The organism is Enterococcus sp. 3G1_DIV0629 (genome assembly GCF_002141285.1).
Lineage (GTDB): Bacteria > Bacillota > Bacilli > Lactobacillales > Enterococcaceae > Enterococcus_B > Enterococcus_B lactis.
The window spans coordinates 1,078,435-1,095,256 of sequence record NZ_NGLI01000001.1 but is presented as its reverse complement, the minus strand read 5'-3'; the positions used below and the strand labels follow the sequence as shown (position 1 = coordinate 1,095,256).

Sequence of the window (16,822 nt, the reverse complement as noted above, 5' to 3'; positions counted from 1 at the left end):
CTCTTTAAAGTTTTCTCTTCAAAGAGTCTATCTTTCTTTTAATTGTTTTTGTAGGGCTTGTCGTGCGAGGTTATCTGCCCCTTTGTTTTTGTTTTCGGGCAACCATTGCAGGATCAATAAGGAAAATTCAGGCAGAAGTTCTTTGATTTTTTGGAGATAGGGAAGGAAAAGCTCGTTCTTCGTTGTGTTTTTATCGACTGTAGAAACCAGTGTTTTGCTGTCTGAAAAACAGAAAATCGTTTCATTCTGTAAATCTTTATTCTTTAGAAATTCTAAAGTTTTTAAAAAGACTTCGAACTCTGCTTGATGGTTTGTCCCTACGGAAAGGGGAATAGATAGCTGTTCTTGTTTACCTTGATAGACAATCAAAATCCCTCCTCCGCTAGGTCCAGGGTTGCCTTTTGTAGAGGCATCAATGTATACTTTTAACATAAAAAGAGATTCTCCTTTTTGTTCAAATTAATGTTATGGTAAGATTATATCATTACTGAATCGGTGAGAGGTTAGAGAATGAAAAAAAATATTCGATGGCAGCCTGAACTGGCACATACGATCATCTATTGGTCATTGACCTTGATCATTCTGTTTTTTAGTCTGATTCTTTCTTTAGAAAACACAGGTCCTTATTGGAAAAGCAATATTGTTTTAGGTGTTTTTCTTGTTTTTCTATTTCTAGGATGGCGGCGTTCTTTTATTTTAAAATCCAACTCGGTCATCATACGCTATGCTGCTTTTTGGAAAGACCGAGAAATAACTGTCGGTCAGATTCGGTCTTTGACACCGACTAATACAGGAGTACAAATGACATTGCAAAATGAGAAAGACCCATCTGTTTTTATGATGCGAAAAAAAGATCAAGTGGTTCTTTTTGATCATCTTGAAAAAAACGGGCCTAAAGTAGGACCATCTTCTCAACAGCAAAGAAATAATACCCCATATACGAAAAATAGAAAAAGTTAATTTTAAAAAATAGGCCCTGAAGAAATGAATCTTTGTAGGAAAAGAAAAGAGTGAGACGTACGGATAACCCGTTAAGCGTCTCACTCTATTTGATTATCTAAATCAATGTATACTGGATTCGGAAGTCTGAACTCTGCCTTTCTTGACATGGGCAGCTTGTGTTCCTCGATTCCCCTCGATGATCTCAAATTCGACCACTTGATTTTCTTCCAAAGTTTTGAATCCCTCTTCTTCAATCGCAGTAAAATGTACAAAAATTTCTTCTGTGTCATCATAACTGATAAAGCCGTATCCTTTTTTGTTGTCAAACCATTTTACAATTCCTGTGGTCAAAGCACTCACGACCTTTCTAAAGTCTGATCATAGCCTTCATTATAAAGAGTATTTATAAGTACGTCAAATAAATTAAAAACCTGTAATTTAATGTTTTTTTTCTGAATAAAAAAAGGTATAATTGGCATATCTTAACAAAGAAGATATTTTGTTGAATAAAGTTCGTGAAAAGGGGTAATCAAATGAAGAGTGATCTGCAAATTTCACAAGAAACAGAGCTAGAACCGATTGTTGAAGTAGCTAGTAAATTAGATCTTAAGGAAGAAGATTTGGAACTGTATGGGAAATATAAGGCGAAAATCAATTTTTCTGGAATCAATCGATCAAAGGATAACGCTGAGGGGCATTTGATCTTAGTTACTTCCATCAATCCAACACCAGCTGGCGAAGGAAAGTCAACGATCACTGTAGGGTTAGGAGACGCGCTCAATAAAATCAATAAAAAATCTGTTATTGCATTGCGAGAACCCTCACTTGGTCCTGTGATGGGAATCAAAGGTGGTGCTGCAGGCGGAGGATATGCACAGGTATTGCCTATGGAAGATATCAACTTGCATTTTACTGGTGACATGCATGCTATCACAACAGCTAATAATGCATTATCTGCTCTTTTAGATAATCATATTCATCAAGGAAATGAATTGAACATCGATGCCCGCCGAGTGATTTGGAAACGGGTAGTCGATCTCAATGATCGTGAACTGCGTAAAGTAATTGTTGGCTTGGGTGGGCCAATCCAAGGTGTCCCAAGAGAAGATGGGTTTGATATCACAGTTGCCAGCGAAATCATGGCTATCTTGTGTCTTGCGGCAGACCTTGAAGATTTAAAGGCTCGTCTTGCAAGGATCGTTGTCGGCTATACATTTGACCGTCAGCCTGTGACTGCTGGAGACTTGAAAGCAGAAGGCGCTCTGGCATTACTGCTGAAAGATGCAATCAAGCCGAATCTTGTACAAACAATTTACGGAACACCAGCTTTTGTCCACGGGGGACCGTTTGCCAATATCGCCCATGGCTGCAATAGTATTTTAGCTACCAAGACAGCATTGAGATTAGCAGATTACGTTGTCACAGAGGCAGGATTTGGTGCAGATCTTGGCGGAGAGAAATTTTTAGATATCAAAGTACCTAACTTGAAAAAAACGCCGGATGCAGTGGTGATCGTCGCAACTATCCGCGCATTGAAAATGCATGGCGGAATGAAAAAAGATGAACTTAAAAATGAGAATCTTGACGCTTTGAAAATAGGTTTTGCAAATCTAAAACGTCATATACGTAACATGGAACAATACCAACTCCCTGTGATCGTCGCAATCAATGAATTCGTAACAGATACAGATAGTGAGCTTACACTGCTAGAGCACTTGTGCGAAGATCAGGGAATCCTTGCTAAAAGAGCAAGTGTATGGGCAAATGGAGCAGAAGGTGGCGTTGATTTAGCAGAAGCTGTGGTACGATTGATTGATAGAAAAGAAGCTGATTACAAGCCATTGTATCGCCTAGAAGAAACGATACAAGAAAAGACTGAAACAATCGTCAAGAAAATCTACGGAGGAAATGGTGTTGTTTTTAGTAAAAAGGCGCAAAAACAAATAGAAGAATTTACGAAAAATGGATGGGATAATTTGCCGATTTGTATGGCGAAAACACAATATTCATTCTCTGATGATCCTTCATTGCTAGGCGCACCTGAAGATTTCACTATCACGATACGTGAGATCATTCCAAAATTAGGGGCAGGATTTTTAGTAGCCTTAACTGGGGATGTTATGACGATGCCTGGTTTGCCTAAAAAACCTGCTGCATTAAATATGGACGTGACAAACGACGGAGAAGTATTGGGATTGTTTTAAGCTTGATTATAATCTACCGTATACTAAATAACTTTCATTAAACATAAGAGGAGCTGTATTTTGACTACAGCTTCTTTTTTTTGAAGGTATCAAGAGATTAATTGTGTTTGCGCTAGGATCATTCTTTTTCTTTATTGTATTTTGAGCTATACTAAAGCATAATAGGAGGGTACGATGAAAACGACATTTATAAGAAAAACCGGTTTTTACGGTATGGGCAGCTCGATTCAATTAAGAATCAATAATGAAAAACGCAGTGTTCTCAATCATGAACAAAAGATAACGCTTGATCTGGAAGTGCCCTTTACGATGCAGGCCACCTTTTATTGGCTAAAAAGCCCCGTTTATACAGTGAAAGAAGCAAAGCCTGTTTATGTGATCACAATGAATAGTTTGATTCTTCAAATCTACCCGTTCTTATTTCTGGCAACTGGGTTGGGGACCGTTTTCCTACAAAATCTATTTTTCAGTTTTTTTGCAGTTATCGTGTTGTTTGCGTTCTTTTTCTATATAAAAAACCGGGCATATTTGATCAAGGAGGAAAATTATGGCAAACTCTGATCTTTTTTTAATCAGTTTCAATCGAATCGAAAAATGGATGAGAGACGAGATGGGAAATGCACGAAACATGGGATTTACCGAACTTGTCAGACGCCTAGCTCAAAGAAAACAATTGATGATCAGAAAATATGAAGATGATCTTTTACAGCTTGCTCAGTTGAGGAATGCGATCGTCCATGACCGAATCGCCGTCGATTTTGTCATTGCCGAACCAAATGATTGGACAGTCAAGCGAATCCAGCTGATCGAACAAGAACTAATACGCCCAGAAACCGTACTACCTCGATTTGCGAAACGTGTAACAGGTTTTGAGCAAGATCTTCCGCTACTTGAACTGTTAAAGATAGTAGCAGAAAAAAGGTATTCACAGTTTCCGTTATACAATAAAGGAAAATTTGTAGCATTGATTACTTTACGGAATATCGGATTTTGGCTAGCAAAAGAAAGCCAAAAAGGTCCTGTTGATTTAACAAATAAACGAGCATTGGATTTGATTATCCAGAATGGGAAGTACACAAATTATCATTTTGTTCCAGCTAAAACACATATTTATGAGGTTGAAGCGATGTTTCGCGAGCAAGGAACTTTGGAAGCCGTACTTATCACTAAAGATGGGAATCCCGATGGTAATCTGCTTGGGATCATACGACCTCGCGATATTTATAAACAAATAGAAAAGGATTGATTTTTTGTTAATTATTTATTGGATATTCAGCGCTCTGCTAGTGGGAGTGGATCAGCTGGTCAAATGGTTGATCACTGATAATTTAGCGCTTGGAGAGACGAAAAGTCTTATACCAGGTATTTTGTCACTGAATCATATTCGAAACACTGGAGCCGCATGGAGTATGCTAGAAGGGAAGATGTGGTTCTTTACTATAGTGACACTCATTGCAGTCGTTATGATTCTCACATTGATGATTAAAAATCGTGAAAAAGGTAATCGCTGGTTCATGATTGGATTGAGCCTGATTCTAGCTGGTGCGATTGGCAACTTTATTGATCGTCTCCGACTTGGCTATGTAGTAGATATGTTTCAAACAGACTTTATGAACTTTCCAATTTTCAATGTAGCAGATGTGACACTTGTATGCGGAGTGATCTGTATATTAATTTATATTATTTTAGATGAAAAGGATCAAAGAAAAAAATGACAGAACTTAAAACAACGATTCGCCATGAATCTGGTAGGATCGATAAAGTATTGACTAATTTATTCAGTGATTACAGCCGTTCGCAAATTCAATTGTGGCTGAAAGAACGTGCGGTTTCTGTCAATGGACAACCAGTCAAAGCAAATTACAAAGTAAAACAAGGAGACGAGATCACTGTCTTGATCCCTGAACCAGAAACATTAGATGTTGTCCCAGAGAACATCCCGTTGACCATCGTTTACGAAGATGAAGATGTCGCGGTAATCAATAAACCCCAAGGAATGGTCGTTCATCCTTCAGCAGGTCATACGCATGGCACAATGGTCAATGCGCTGATGTATCATATCAAGGATCTTTCTACGATCAACGGGGTTATCCGACCAGGTATCGTCCACCGAATCGACAAAGATACTTCAGGTCTGCTGATGGTTGCTAAAAATGACCAGGCACACGAATCATTAGCTGAGCAATTAAAAGATAAGACTTCTTTACGTAAATATGTTGCTTTAGTCCATGGAGAGATTCCTCACGAAAAAGGCACGATCAATGCGCCAATCGGCCGTTCGAAAGAAAACCGAAAAATGCAGGCGATAAGAGAAGATGGGAAGCCAGCTGTCACGCATTTTACTGTGTTGGAACGTTTTGAAGGTTTTACTCTGGTTGAATTAAAACTGGAAACTGGAAGAACACATCAGATCCGCGTGCATATGAAGTATATCGGCTATCCGTTAGCTGGAGATCCAGTATATGGACCGAAGAAAACTTTGAAAGGCAATGGTCAGTTTCTCCATGCGCAAATGCTAGGTTTTACACACCCGACTACAAATGAAAAGATGGTCTTTGAAGCACCTCTTCCAGAAGTTTTTGAAAAAACTTTAGAAAAATTAAGAAAAAACATTGCATTTTAATTTAGATAACGGTATAGTAATTAACAACGAAAGCATAAAACTTAATAGAATTCCTTTAAGTTTAGTCCCGTGAGGCTAAGAAGGGTGGGAGCAAGGATACGTATGGTGCGCCATAAAGTAAATTGCTCATTGACATAGTATAGCTATCAGTGTATCAGTATACGCTCAGTCTAAACATTCCTCCTGTCCTCTTAGGGCAGGAGTTTTTTTATGCAAAAAAGTAGGGGGAATGAAAATGCAAGCAAAAGAAGTAGTAGATCAGGTAACGATGAAGCGAGCATTGACTCGAATCACTTATGAGATTATCGAGAGAAACCATAGTATCCAAGATATCGTATTGGTAGGTATCAAAACACGAGGGATTTACATTGCATCAAGAATCGCTGAACGTTTGAAGCAACTAGAAGATATCGATATTCCTGTGGGAGAACTAGATATCACTTTATACCGAGATGACAAAAAAGAAAATCCAGAAGAACCGGAACTTCATTCTTCTGACATCCCAGTTTCCTTAGAAGGAAAAGAAGTTATTTTGATTGATGATGTTTTGTATACAGGACGAACGATTCGAGCAGCAATGGACGCAGTAATGGATTTTGGCAGACCAAGAAAAATTTCATTAGCAGTCCTAGTAGATCGTGGGCATCGAGAATTGCCAATCCGTGCAGATTATGTTGGGAAGAACATTCCAACATCTCGGGCGGAAGAAATTTTAGTAGAGATGCAAGAGCTTGATGGACAAGATCGCATCATGATTTTGAAAGAGGAAGATTAGAGGAGAGAGAAACATGTCGGAGAAAAAAGGATTTCATAATGATGACGTGGTGTTAGATATCCACGATCGCCCAACCCCAGGACATTGGGTTGGATTAAGTTTACAACACTTGTTCACGATGTTCGGAGCAACCGTGTTAGTACCTATCTTAGTAGGGATCGATCCAGGCATCGCGCTAGTCAGTTCAGGACTAGGGACATTGGTGTACTTATTTACTACTAAAGGAAAGATACCGGCGTACTTAGGAAGCAGCTTCGCTTTCATTGCGGCGATGCAGCTTTTGATGAAAACAGATGGTTATCCAGCGATTGCACAAGGAGCAGTCACAACTGGATTAGTCTACTTGATTGTTGCGCTGATTATCAAAAAGATCGGTTCAGCATGGCTGGATAAAATCTTGCCTCCGATCGTCGTCGGCCCAGTCATCATGGTTATCGGGTTGGGACTTGCGGCAAATGCAGCAACAAATGCTATGTATAATCAAGGCACATATGATTTCAAGTATATTGCCGTAGCACTGATCACATTAGGATTGACCATCTTCTTCAACATGTGGCTAAGAGGTTTTCTCGGATTGATTCCGATTTTACTAGGTATTATTAGCGGGTACATCGTAGCCTTGCTGTTTGGAATCGTGGATACTAAGCCAATCGTAGACGCTGCCTGGTTTGCTGTTCCTAACTTTGAGATTCCCTTTGTACAATATGAACCAAAGCTATATCTTGGAGCAATCACAACAATGGCACCCATCGCTTTTGTGACGATGACAGAGCATATCGGCCATCTTATGGTATTGAATAAACTAACTAAACGTAATTTCTTTGAAGAACCGGGTCTTCATAAGACGTTGACAGGTGATGGCTTAGCACAAATCGTAGCAGCCTTCGTTGGTGGACCTCCTGTAACAAGTTACGGCGAAAACATTGGTGTTCTGGCTATCACACGCGTCCATAGCGTGTTTGTAATTGGGGGAGCTGCAGTTTTTGCAGTCGTTTTGGGATTCGTAGGAAAATTAAGCGCTTTGATTTTAAGTATTCCTGGACCAGTCATCTCAGGAATCAGTTTTATCTTGTTTGGTGTCATTGCAGCAAGTGGAATGAAGATTTTGATCGAGAACAAAATCGATTTTGACAAAAAGAAAAATCTGTTGATTGCTTCAGTTATCCTAGTAGTAGGAATTGGCGGACTTGTCTTTGAAGTAGGCACATTTACATTGTCGGCAATGGCGTTAGCAACTGTACTTGGCATCATTTTAAATCTTATCTTACCAGAAACTTCACGAAGCGAAGAAAACTAAGGAGGAAACATTATGATCATCAAATCAGAACGTATCAGTTTAAAGCATTTATTGACCGTTGAGGCACTTACTGACCAAGAAGTTATGGGCTTGATTCGCAGAGGGCAAGAATTCAAGCAAGGGGCTAATTGGACTCCGCAAAAGCGCCAGTACTTTGCTACAAACCTCTTTTTCGAAAATAGCACCCGCACACATAAAAGTTTTGACGTAGCGGAGAAAAAACTAGGGCTCGAAGTGATTGAATTTGAAGCAAGTACAAGCTCTGTCCAAAAAGGAGAAACGTTATACGATACAGTACTGACGATGTCTGCATTAGGTGTAGACGTAGCGGTCATCCGTCATGGTGATGAGAACTATTATGACGAACTGATACAAAGCAAAACCATCCAGTGCTCGATTATTAATGGGGGAGACGGAAGCGGACAGCATCCAACCCAATGCTTGCTTGATTTGATGACGATTTATGAAGAATTTGGACACTTTGAAGGACTGAAAGTTGCCATTGTAGGGGACATCACTCACTCTCGGGTAGCGAAATCCAATATGCAGATGTTAAAACGCTTAGGTGCACAAGTATTCTTCTCAGGTCCTAGAGAATGGTACGATGAGGAGTTCGAAGTATACGGACATTATATGCCATTGGACGAACTACTAGATCAAGTTGATGTCATGATGATGCTTCGAGTGCAACACGAACGCCATGATGGAAAAGAAAGCTTCTCAAAAGAAGGCTACCATCAGGAATATGGTTTAACAGTTGAACGTGCGAAGAAGCTGCAAAAACATGCAATCATTATGCACCCAGCACCAGTTAACCGCGATGTGGAATTAGCTGATTCATTAGTGGAAGGATTACAGTCACGAATCGTTCAACAAATGAGCAATGGTGTCTTTGTCAGAATGGCAATCTTAGAAGCAGTGCTAAATGGAAAAGCGTAATTATAGGAGGATGAAAAAATGAAAACACTCATTAAAAACGGTCAGATCAATACACGAAAAAATATGACGACACCAGCAGAAATTTGGATAGAAGATGGGCGAATCAAAGCAATCGGTACAGGATTCTCAGAAGCCGAATTTGATGAAGTGTTTGATGCAAAGGGACAATTGATCACACCTGGTTTAGTGGACGTCCATGTCCATTTGAGAGAGCCAGGATTTACATACAAGGAGACGATCGCAGCTGGAACTCGCTCAGCTGCACGTGGTGGTTTTACTACTGTATGCGCGATGCCGAATTTAAATCCTGTACCTGATACGGCAGAAAAGCTGAAACAAGTATATGACATCATTAGAAAAGATGCAGTGGTGAAGGTATTACAGTATGCGCCCATCACAGAAAATCTGCGAAGTGAGAAATTAGTTGATCAAGAAGCACTGATTGAAGAAGGTGCTTTTGCTTTCACAAATGACGGTGTAGGTGTCCAAACGGCTGGAACGATGTATCTGGCTATGAAAGAAGCTGCGAAAAACAATAAAGCACTAGTAGCCCATACAGAAGACGAATCTTTATTATTTGGCGGTGTTATGCACGCTGGCAAGAAGGCAGAAGAACTTGGTCTTCCCGGGATCTTAAGTGTAACCGAGTCTTCTCAAATCGCCAGAGATTTGTTGCTAGCTGAAGCAACTGGTGTTCATTACCATGTGTGCCACGTATCTACTAAAGAGAGTGTCCGAGTAATCAGAGACGCAAAAAAAGCAGGAATACACGTAACAGCGGAAGTTTCGCCCCATCATCTTATCTTGATTGACGAAGATATTCCCGAAGATTTCGGCTTTTGGAAAATGAACCCACCGCTAAGAGGACGGGAGGACAGGGAAGCCTTGATCGAAGGTTTGCTTGACGGCACAATCGATTGTATCGCTACAGATCATGCTCCGCATGGATTAGAAGAAAAAAGCCAAAGCTTCATGAAATCACCATTTGGCATCGTAGGAAGCGAAACAGCATTTCAACTGATTTACACTCATTTTGTAGAAACTGGACAATTCACATTGGAACAAGTAATCAATTGGTTGGCAGTTAAACCGGCCGAGATTTTTGGTTTGAATGCAGGAACACTGACAGTCGGCGCACCCGCTGATGTAGCAATTTTTGATATTACAAAAACTTGCACGATCGATAAAGAAGACTTTTTATCAAAAGGGGAAAATACACCTTTTATCGGCTGGAAAGTAAAAGGTGAAACACAAATGACTTTTGTCAACGGAAAACTTGTGTGGCAGAAGGGAGAATAAAAGTATGGAACGTTTGCTTATATTAGAAGATGGAACAGTTTTCGAAGGAAAAGCTTTTGGCGCGGATGCAAATGTCTTCGGAGAAATCGTTTTTACAACAAGTATGACTGGTTATCAAGAAACCATCACCGATCAAAGTTTCAACGGTCAAATCATTACATTTACCTATCCTATGGTAGGCAATTATGGGGTAAATAGAGATGATTATGAATCGATTTCTCCAACATGCAAAGGAGTAGTAGTAAAAGAGCACGCGCGTGTAGCTTCAAACTGGCGAAACCAAATGACGCTAGATTCATTTTTGAAACAAAAAGGGATTCCTGGAATATCAGGTATCGATACGCGCGCCCTTACTCGTAAAATCCGTGAAGTCGGAACGATGAAAGCAAGTATCGTTGATGCTGGAGATTCCTTCGAACATGCATTTGATCAGCTGAAAGCAACCGTTCTAGCAACCAATCAAGTGCAGCAAGTCTCCACTAACAAACCCTATCCAAGTCCAGGAATGGGACGGAAAGTCATCGTCATTGACTTCGGCTTGAAACATAGTATTTTACGAGAATTGAGTAAAAGAAACTGTAACCTCACAGTACTTCCCTATAACACAGATGCCGAGACGATTTTAGCGCTATCACCAGACGGAGTCATGCTGACGAATGGACCTGGTGATCCAAAAGATGTGCCAGAAGCAATCGAAATGATCAAAAAAATTCAAGGAAAAGTACCGATTTTTGGTATTTGTCTTGGTCACCAGTTATTTGCTTTAGCCAACGGTGCAGATACCTATAAAATGAAATTCGGACATCGAGGATTAAATCACCCGGTACGAGAAGTAGCGACCGGAAGAATTGATTTTACTTCTCAAAATCATGGCTATGCAGTCGATGAAGCCACGATTGATCCAGAAAAACTCATCGTAACTCATGTAGAAGTAAATGACGGAACAGTAGAAGGAGTCAAACACAGACATTATCCCGCTTTCAGTGTGCAGTTTCATCCAGATGCTGCCCCTGGTCCGCACGATGCACTACATTTATTTGATGAATTTATGGAAATGATGGATGCAGGAAAGGAGCAGTAAACAGATGCCGAAACGTACAGATATCAAGAAAATTATGGTGATTGGATCTGGTCCGATCATCATTGGTCAAGCCGCAGAATTTGACTACGCAGGAACACAAGCTTGTCTTGCCTTAAAAGAAGAAGGATATGAAGTAGTTTTAGTAAATTCTAATCCTGCGACGATCATGACGGACAAAGAAGTGGCAGATCAAGTATATATCGAACCGATCACACTTGAATTTGTATCAAGGATTCTTCGAAAAGAGCGTCCAGATGCTCTCCTTCCAACTTTAGGCGGACAGACAGGCCTCAATATGGCAATGGAGCTGGCAGCATCTGGTATTTTAGAAGAATTGAACATAGAACTTCTAGGAACGAAGCTTTCTGCGATCGATCAAGCAGAAGACCGTGATCTATTCAAACAGTTGATGAAAGAATTGAATCAGCCGATCCCCGAGTCTGAAATCGTCAATACAGTAGAAGAAGCTGTAGCGTTTGCAAATAAAATCGGCTATCCCGTCATTGTTCGTCCAGCCTTTACTTTAGGCGGGACTGGTGGAGGCATGTGTGAAAATGAAGAAGAGTTACGAACAGTATCAGAAAATGGATTAAGTCTTTCCCCGGCTACCCAATGTTTGATTGAACGAAGTATTGCGGGTTTTAAAGAAATTGAATATGAAGTGATGAGAGATTCGGCTGATAATGCAATCGTTGTCTGCAATATGGAAAATTTTGACCCAGTGGGTATCCATACAGGTGATTCTATCGTATTTGCTCCTAGCCAGACATTGTCTGACCATGAATATCAAATGCTTCGTGATGCTTCTCTTTCGATTATTCGCGCACTTAAGATTGAAGGAGGCTGTAACGTCCAACTTGCTCTTGATCCGCATAGTTTTAATTATTATGTGATTGAAGTCAATCCGCGTGTTTCTCGTTCATCTGCGTTAGCAAGTAAGGCGACTGGCTATCCGATTGCTAAGCTAGCTGCTAAAATAGCGCTTGGATTAACATTAGACGAAATGAAAAATCCTGTCACAGGAACGACTTTTGCAGAATTTGAACCTGCATTAGATTATGTTGTAGCTAAAATTCCTCGCTGGCCGTTTGATAAGTTTGAAAACGGAGAACGGCTTTTAGGCACGCAGATGAAAGCAACTGGTGAAGTGATGGCTATCGGTCGGAATATCGAAGAGTCTTTATTGAAAGCTGTGCGTTCTTTAGAAATCGGTACACACCATATCGAACTTCCTGAGTTGGCAGACATCACGGACGATAACCTAATCCAAAAAGTGGTTCGAGCACAAGATGATCGCCTGTTTTATGTAGCTGAAGCTATTAGACGAGGGTACACCATAGAAGAATTGGCAGATTTGACAAAAATCGATTTATTCTTTTTAGATAAACTGTTGCATATCGTAGAAATCGAACAGCAGTTGAAACAGCAGCCGTTGGATGACAAGATATTGAAAACAGCGAAACAAAATGGTTTTACAGACAAAAAAGTGGCGGAGCTGTGGGAAATAAGCGAAGAAGCCGTTCGCCAGATGAGAAAAGAAAATGATTTGATTCCTGTATATAAAATGGTTGACACTTGTGCAGCGGAATTCGAATCAAAAACACCTTATTTTTATAGTTCCTATGAATATGAAAATGAAAGTTCAAGATCAGAAAAGCCCTCAGTTCTAGTACTGGGATCTGGTCCTATCCGTATCGGACAAGGGGTTGAATTTGACTATGCGACTGTGCATTCTGTCAAAGCAATCCAGCAGGCAGGATACGAGGCAATCATCATGAACAGCAATCCGGAAACAGTTTCTACTGACTTTTCTATTTCGGATAAATTATATTTTGAGCCATTGACCTTCGAAGATGTGATGAATGTGATCGAGCTAGAACAGCCGATAGGAGTAATCGTTCAATTCGGTGGTCAGACAGCAATCAACTTAGCCGAACCTTTGACTACTGCTGGTGTAAAAATCTTAGGGACAACGATCGAAGACTTGGATCGTGCGGAAAATCGTGATTTATTCGAGCAAGCGCTGAAAGAGTTGGATATTCCTCAACCTTTAGGGGATACTGCTACAAGTAAAGAAGAAGCCGTGGTTATCGCTTCGAGAATTGGTTATCCGGTTCTTGTTCGTCCAAGCTATGTATTAGGCGGACGTGCGATGGAAATCGTTGAAAATCAGAGAGATTTAGAAGACTACATGGAACATGCTGTGAAAGCTTCTCCAGAACATCCAGTACTAGTGGACCGCTATTTGCTTGGTGGCGAATGCGAAGTGGATGCGATTTGTGACGGGGAAACAGTACTCATCCCAGGAATCATGGAGCATATTGAGCGTGCTGGTGTCCATTCAGGGGATTCAATGGCTGTGTATCCACCTCAAACATTATCTGAATCGATCAAGAAAACGATCGAAGACTACACGATCCGTTTAGCATTAGGTTTGAATTGTGTCGGGATGATGAATATCCAGTTTGTCATCCATGAAAATGAGGTTTATGTGATCGAAGTCAATCCTCGAGCAAGTCGGACTGTTCCATTCTTAAGTAAGGTGACAGGAATTCCAATGGCACAAATTGCGACGAAAGCTATTTTGGGAGAAAAATTAAAGGCACTTGGTTATGAAAACGGACTTTATAAGGAAACAAAAGAAGTCCATGTTAAAGCGCCCGTCTTTTCTTTTACTAAATTGCAGAAAGTCGATACTTACTTAGGACCTGAAATGAAATCGACTGGAGAAGTAATGGGGTCTGACAGGCAATTAGACAAAGCTTTGTACAAGGCATTCGAAGCTTCTGGATTACACTTGCCTGAATATGGAGCCGTATTGTTTACGATTGCGGATGAAACAAAAGAAGAAGCACTAGAGTTGGCTAAACGTTTTACAGAAATCGGCTATAGTCTGATAGGAACGAAACATACAGCTGCCTATTTCGAAAAACATGGTTTGGTTGTTGAAACAGTTGCGAAAATTTCTGAGGAAGCAGCAGAAAAAAATGTAGTCGATTTGATACGAGATGGTAAAACACAAGTGGTTGTCAATACGATTGATAAAGATCGGGGAAATGCTTCTAAAGACGGCTTCATTATCCGAAGAGAAGCAGTTGAACATGGTATTCCGTTGTTTACTTCTTTAGACACAGCAGATGCGATCGTTCGAGTGATGGAATCCCGTGCATTTTCAACCAACCCTATTTAACGGTGTACACATGTTAAGGCCGAAAGAAGAAAATCCGTTACAGGAGGGGACAGATGAAACAAGAAATGATGGAAATCGTTCAGCAAAAACAGCTGGCACCAAAGATTTTTGAAATGACATTAAAAGGTGATCTAGTAAAAGAAATGCAGCAACCAGGACAGTTTTTGCATATCCTCGTGCCGCGTGCAGACTTGCTGCTACGCCGACCGATTAGCTTGAATCATATCGATCACGAGACAAATACTTGCCGTATTATCTATCGGGTGGAAGGTGATGGGACTAGTGTTTTCTCTACTCTTTCTGCCGGAGACTATTTAGATGTTATGGGCCCTTTAGGTAATGGCTTTGATTTATCTGATCTTCATACAGGAGACGAAGTATTTATAATCGGTGGGGGAATCGGTGTCCCTCCTCTGTATGAGTTATCAAAGCAGTTAGTCAAAAAAGGGATCAAGCCAACGCACTTTTTAGGTTTTGCCACACTTGAAGTCGTTTATTATGAAAAAGAATTTAATCGTCTAGGAGAAACAAGAATCGCTACTGACGATGGAACATACGGTATGCACGGAAATGTCGGTAATTTATTATTAGGAACGAAGACGAAACCTACAGCTGTTTTTGCATGTGGTTCAAACGGGTTATTGAAGACAGTGGAACAGTTGTTTTCTTCGCATCAAAATGTCCAGTTATCATTAGAATCCCGCATGGCATGTGGGATAGGGGCTTGCTATGCTTGCGTTTGTCATACGCCGGAAGATGAAACAGGAACAAAAAGTGTGAAAGTTTGTGACGAAGGACCGATTTTTAAAATAGGAGAGGTAATTATATGAATGAGAATCCTTTAGCAGTCAAACTTCCTGGCCTAGAATTAAAAAATCCTATCATGCCAGCAAGTGGCTGTTTCGGTTTTGGCAAAGAATACGGAAAATACTATGATTTGAATCAGCTTGGTTCGATCATGGTCAAGGCAACGACTCCAAATGCTCGCTTTGGCAATCCCACACCGAGAGTGGCGGAAACACCATCTGGCATGTTGAATGCGATTGGTTTACAAAATCCTGGTCTAGACGTTGTTATGAATAAACTTCTTCCAGAATTAGAGGAGTACAATGAGTTACCTATCATCGCAAATGTTGCTGGTGCTTGTGAAGAAGACTATGTAGAAGTTTGTAGCAAAATCGGCGAAGCACCAAATGTGAAAGCAATCGAGCTGAATATTTCCTGTCCAAATGTCAAGCATGGCGGAATTGCTTTTGGAACAGATCCAGATGTTGCTTTTCAATTAACACAAGCAGTAAAGAAAGTTGCTTCTGTTCCTGTCTATGTCAAACTATCCCCAAATGTGACAGACATCGTTCCAATCGCTCAGGCAATCGAAGCTGGAGGGGCAGATGGATTTACAATGATCAATACACTACTTGGTATGCGGATTGACCTTAAGACAAGAAAACCGATTTTAGCCAATCAAACAGGTGGACTATCCGGACCAGCAATCAAGCCTGTCGCTATCCGTTTGATTCATCAAGTGGCAAGTATATCCAGTCTTCCAATCATTGGGATGGGCGGCGTGCAGACAGTGGACGATGTTCTTGAGATGTTTATGGCTGGAGCAAGCGCTGTAGCTATAGGGACTGCGAATTTCACCGATCCCTATATCTGTCCTAAACTAATCAAAGAGCTCCCAGTGCGAATGAGCGAACTAGGTATTGAGTCACTGGAAAGATTAATCAAAGAAGTGAGAGAGGAACGTGAACGATGAACCAACTAAACCAACGACCAATCATTGCATTAGATTTTTCAACTTGGCAAGAAGTAGAAGACTTTCTTCGTTTTTTACCAGAAGAAGAAAAATTGTTTGTGAAAATCGGAATGGAATTGTTCTACCAAGAAGGACCTGAAATCGTACGTTATCTAAAGGATGCTGGGCACGATGTGTTTTTAGATCTGAAACTTCACGATATTCCGAATACGGTCGAAAAAGCAATGCGGGGACTGGCAAAGCTTGGTGTTGATGTCACATGTGTTCATGCAGCTGGCGGTATTCGCATGATGGAGGCGGCAATGCGTGGATTAGAAGAAGGAACGCCAGAAGGTGGGAAACGTCCGCTACTTCTAGCTATCACTCAACTTACCTCTACAAGTGAAGAGGAGATGCATGCAGACCAACTAATCGAAGTTCCTTTAGAAAAAAGTGTGATCCATTACGCTAACTGTGCCAAAAAAGCAGGATTAGATGGTGTGGTTTCTTCTGCTTGGGAAGTAGAAGCAATCAAAGAAACGGCGGGAGATGAATTTGTTTGCTTAACTCCAGGGATAAGACCAGAAGGAACAGTCGCAGGAGATCAGACAAGAGTAGTCACACCTTCTCAAGCAAGAGAGATTGGCTCAACTTTCATCGTTGTGGGACGACCAATCACACAGGCAACTGATCCTTATGAAGCATACCGAACGATTCAAACAGAATGGAGCCAA

16 protein-coding genes and 1 pseudogene are annotated in these 16,822 nt (G+C 40.7%); 15 read left to right on the top strand and 2 right to left on the bottom strand.

The window, feature by feature from the left end; translation table 11 throughout:
* Positions 1-27 precede the first annotated feature (27 nt).
* Positions 28-432 carry a ribonuclease HI family protein gene (locus A5816_RS05590; protein ID WP_002372420.1) on the bottom strand — a complete coding sequence of 135 codons (405 nt, stop codon included), beginning with the start codon at positions 430-432 and terminating at the stop codon, positions 28-30.
* Between the two features lie 78 nt (positions 433-510).
* Here A5816_RS05590 and A5816_RS05585 point away from each other — a divergent pair, with 78 nt between their 5' ends.
* Positions 511-960 (top strand): EbsA family protein, encoded by a 450-nt coding sequence (locus tag A5816_RS05585; protein ID WP_002372422.1) that lies wholly within the window; start codon positions 511-513, stop codon positions 958-960.
* A gap of 102 nt (positions 961-1,062) precedes the next feature.
* Here A5816_RS05585 and A5816_RS05580 read toward each other — a convergent pair whose 3' ends face one another.
* Complete coding sequence (locus A5816_RS05580; RefSeq protein WP_086311174.1) at positions 1,063-1,293, bottom strand: cold-shock protein; 231 nt, start codon at positions 1,291-1,293, stop codon at positions 1,063-1,065.
* A gap of 182 nt (positions 1,294-1,475) precedes the next feature.
* Between A5816_RS05580 and A5816_RS05575 the strand changes: the two genes are divergently transcribed.
* The 14 genes and pseudogenes from A5816_RS05575 to pyrF all read left to right on the top strand — a co-directional run.
* Entirely contained in the window at positions 1,476-3,146 is a 1,671-nt protein-coding gene (locus A5816_RS05575) for a formate--tetrahydrofolate ligase (RefSeq protein ID WP_086310920.1), read from the top strand.
* Positions 3,147-3,320: 174 nt separating this feature from the next.
* A complete protein-coding gene (locus tag A5816_RS05570; protein ID WP_086310919.1) occupies positions 3,321-3,707 on the top strand; it encodes a hypothetical protein in 387 nt (128 codons plus the stop codon).
* The gene (locus A5816_RS05565; RefSeq protein ID WP_002309327.1) at positions 3,694-4,392 is read left to right on the top strand and encodes a CBS domain-containing protein; all 699 of its coding nucleotides are present in this window, start codon (positions 3,694-3,696) and stop codon (positions 4,390-4,392) included. Before A5816_RS05570 ends, A5816_RS05565 begins: the two co-directional genes overlap by 14 nt.
* Positions 4,393-4,396: 4 nt before the next feature.
* Positions 4,397-4,861, top strand: coding sequence for a signal peptidase II (gene lspA, locus A5816_RS05560; RefSeq protein ID WP_086310918.1), 465 nt, complete (start codon positions 4,397-4,399; stop codon positions 4,859-4,861).
* Positions 4,858-5,769, top strand: a complete 912-nt coding sequence (locus A5816_RS05555; protein ID WP_002372427.1) for an RluA family pseudouridine synthase — start codon at positions 4,858-4,860, stop codon at positions 5,767-5,769. Before lspA ends, A5816_RS05555 begins: the two co-directional genes overlap by 4 nt.
* Positions 5,770-6,004: 235 nt before the next feature.
* A complete protein-coding gene (gene pyrR, locus A5816_RS05550) occupies positions 6,005-6,544 on the top strand; it encodes a bifunctional pyr operon transcriptional regulator/uracil phosphoribosyltransferase PyrR (protein WP_002295862.1) in 540 nt (179 codons plus the stop codon).
* Between the two features lie 13 nt (positions 6,545-6,557).
* Positions 6,558-7,841: a solute carrier family 23 protein gene (locus tag A5816_RS05545; RefSeq protein ID WP_002315063.1), complete on the top strand. Its 1,284-nt coding sequence runs from the start codon at positions 6,558-6,560 to the stop codon at positions 7,839-7,841.
* A gap of 12 nt (positions 7,842-7,853) precedes the next feature.
* A complete protein-coding gene (locus tag A5816_RS05540) occupies positions 7,854-8,780 on the top strand; it encodes an aspartate carbamoyltransferase catalytic subunit (RefSeq protein ID WP_002335694.1) in 927 nt (308 codons plus the stop codon).
* Between the two features lie 18 nt (positions 8,781-8,798).
* On the top strand, positions 8,799-10,079 hold the full coding sequence (locus A5816_RS05535; RefSeq protein ID WP_086310917.1) for a dihydroorotase: 1,281 nt from the start codon (positions 8,799-8,801) through the stop codon (positions 10,077-10,079).
* A gap of 4 nt (positions 10,080-10,083) precedes the next feature.
* Entirely contained in the window at positions 10,084-11,160 is a 1,077-nt protein-coding gene (locus tag A5816_RS05530; protein WP_086310916.1) for a carbamoyl phosphate synthase small subunit, read from the top strand.
* Positions 11,161-11,164: 4 nt separating this feature from the next.
* Positions 11,165-14,350, top strand: coding sequence for a carbamoyl-phosphate synthase large subunit (gene carB, locus A5816_RS05525; RefSeq protein ID WP_086310915.1), 3,186 nt, complete (start codon positions 11,165-11,167; stop codon positions 14,348-14,350).
* A gap of 53 nt (positions 14,351-14,403) precedes the next feature.
* Positions 14,404-15,180 (top strand): dihydroorotate dehydrogenase electron transfer subunit, encoded by a 777-nt coding sequence (locus A5816_RS05520; protein ID WP_086310914.1) that lies wholly within the window; start codon positions 14,404-14,406, stop codon positions 15,178-15,180.
* Positions 15,177-16,109 (top strand): dihydroorotate dehydrogenase, encoded by a 933-nt coding sequence (locus A5816_RS05515; protein ID WP_002372435.1) that lies wholly within the window; start codon positions 15,177-15,179, stop codon positions 16,107-16,109. The genes A5816_RS05520 and A5816_RS05515 overlap by 4 nt, the downstream gene beginning before the upstream one ends.
* A pseudogene (gene pyrF / locus A5816_RS16535) lies at positions 16,106-16,819 on the top strand (orotidine-5'-phosphate decarboxylase); the annotation flags it as partial. The gene A5816_RS05515 and the pseudogene pyrF, both read left to right, overlap by 4 nt.
* Positions 16,820-16,822 lie beyond the last annotated feature (3 nt).

Bases quoted from the DNA above. Each gene is read 5' to 3' on its own strand.
- A5816_RS05530 (WP_086310916.1), top strand. From the start codon at position 10,084: ATGGAACGTTTGCTTATATTAGAAGATGGAACAGTTTTCGAAGGAAAA.
- A5816_RS05555 (WP_002372427.1), top strand. From the start codon at position 4,858: ATGACAGAACTTAAAACAACGATTCGCCATGAATCTGGTAGGATCGAT.
- pyrR (WP_002295862.1), top strand. From the start codon at position 6,005: ATGCAAGCAAAAGAAGTAGTAGATCAGGTAACGATGAAGCGAGCATTG.
- A5816_RS05540 (WP_002335694.1), top strand. From the start codon at position 7,854: ATGATCATCAAATCAGAACGTATCAGTTTAAAGCATTTATTGACCGTT.
- A5816_RS05520 (WP_086310914.1), top strand. From the start codon at position 14,404: ATGAAACAAGAAATGATGGAAATCGTTCAGCAAAAACAGCTGGCACCA.
- A5816_RS05590 (WP_002372420.1), bottom strand. From the start codon at position 432: ATGTTAAAAGTATACATTGATGCCTCTACAAAAGGCAACCCTGGACCT.
- A5816_RS05585 (WP_002372422.1), top strand. From the start codon at position 511: ATGAAAAAAAATATTCGATGGCAGCCTGAACTGGCACATACGATCATC.
- A5816_RS05565 (WP_002309327.1), top strand. From the start codon at position 3,694: ATGGCAAACTCTGATCTTTTTTTAATCAGTTTCAATCGAATCGAAAAA.
- carB (WP_086310915.1), top strand. From the start codon at position 11,165: ATGCCGAAACGTACAGATATCAAGAAAATTATGGTGATTGGATCTGGT.
- A5816_RS05535 (WP_086310917.1), top strand. From the start codon at position 8,799: ATGAAAACACTCATTAAAAACGGTCAGATCAATACACGAAAAAATATG.
- A5816_RS05545 (WP_002315063.1), top strand. From the start codon at position 6,558: ATGTCGGAGAAAAAAGGATTTCATAATGATGACGTGGTGTTAGATATC.
- A5816_RS05575 (WP_086310920.1), top strand. From the start codon at position 1,476: ATGAAGAGTGATCTGCAAATTTCACAAGAAACAGAGCTAGAACCGATT.
- A5816_RS05515 (WP_002372435.1), top strand. From the start codon at position 15,177: ATGAATGAGAATCCTTTAGCAGTCAAACTTCCTGGCCTAGAATTAAAA.
- A5816_RS05570 (WP_086310919.1), top strand. From the start codon at position 3,321: ATGAAAACGACATTTATAAGAAAAACCGGTTTTTACGGTATGGGCAGC.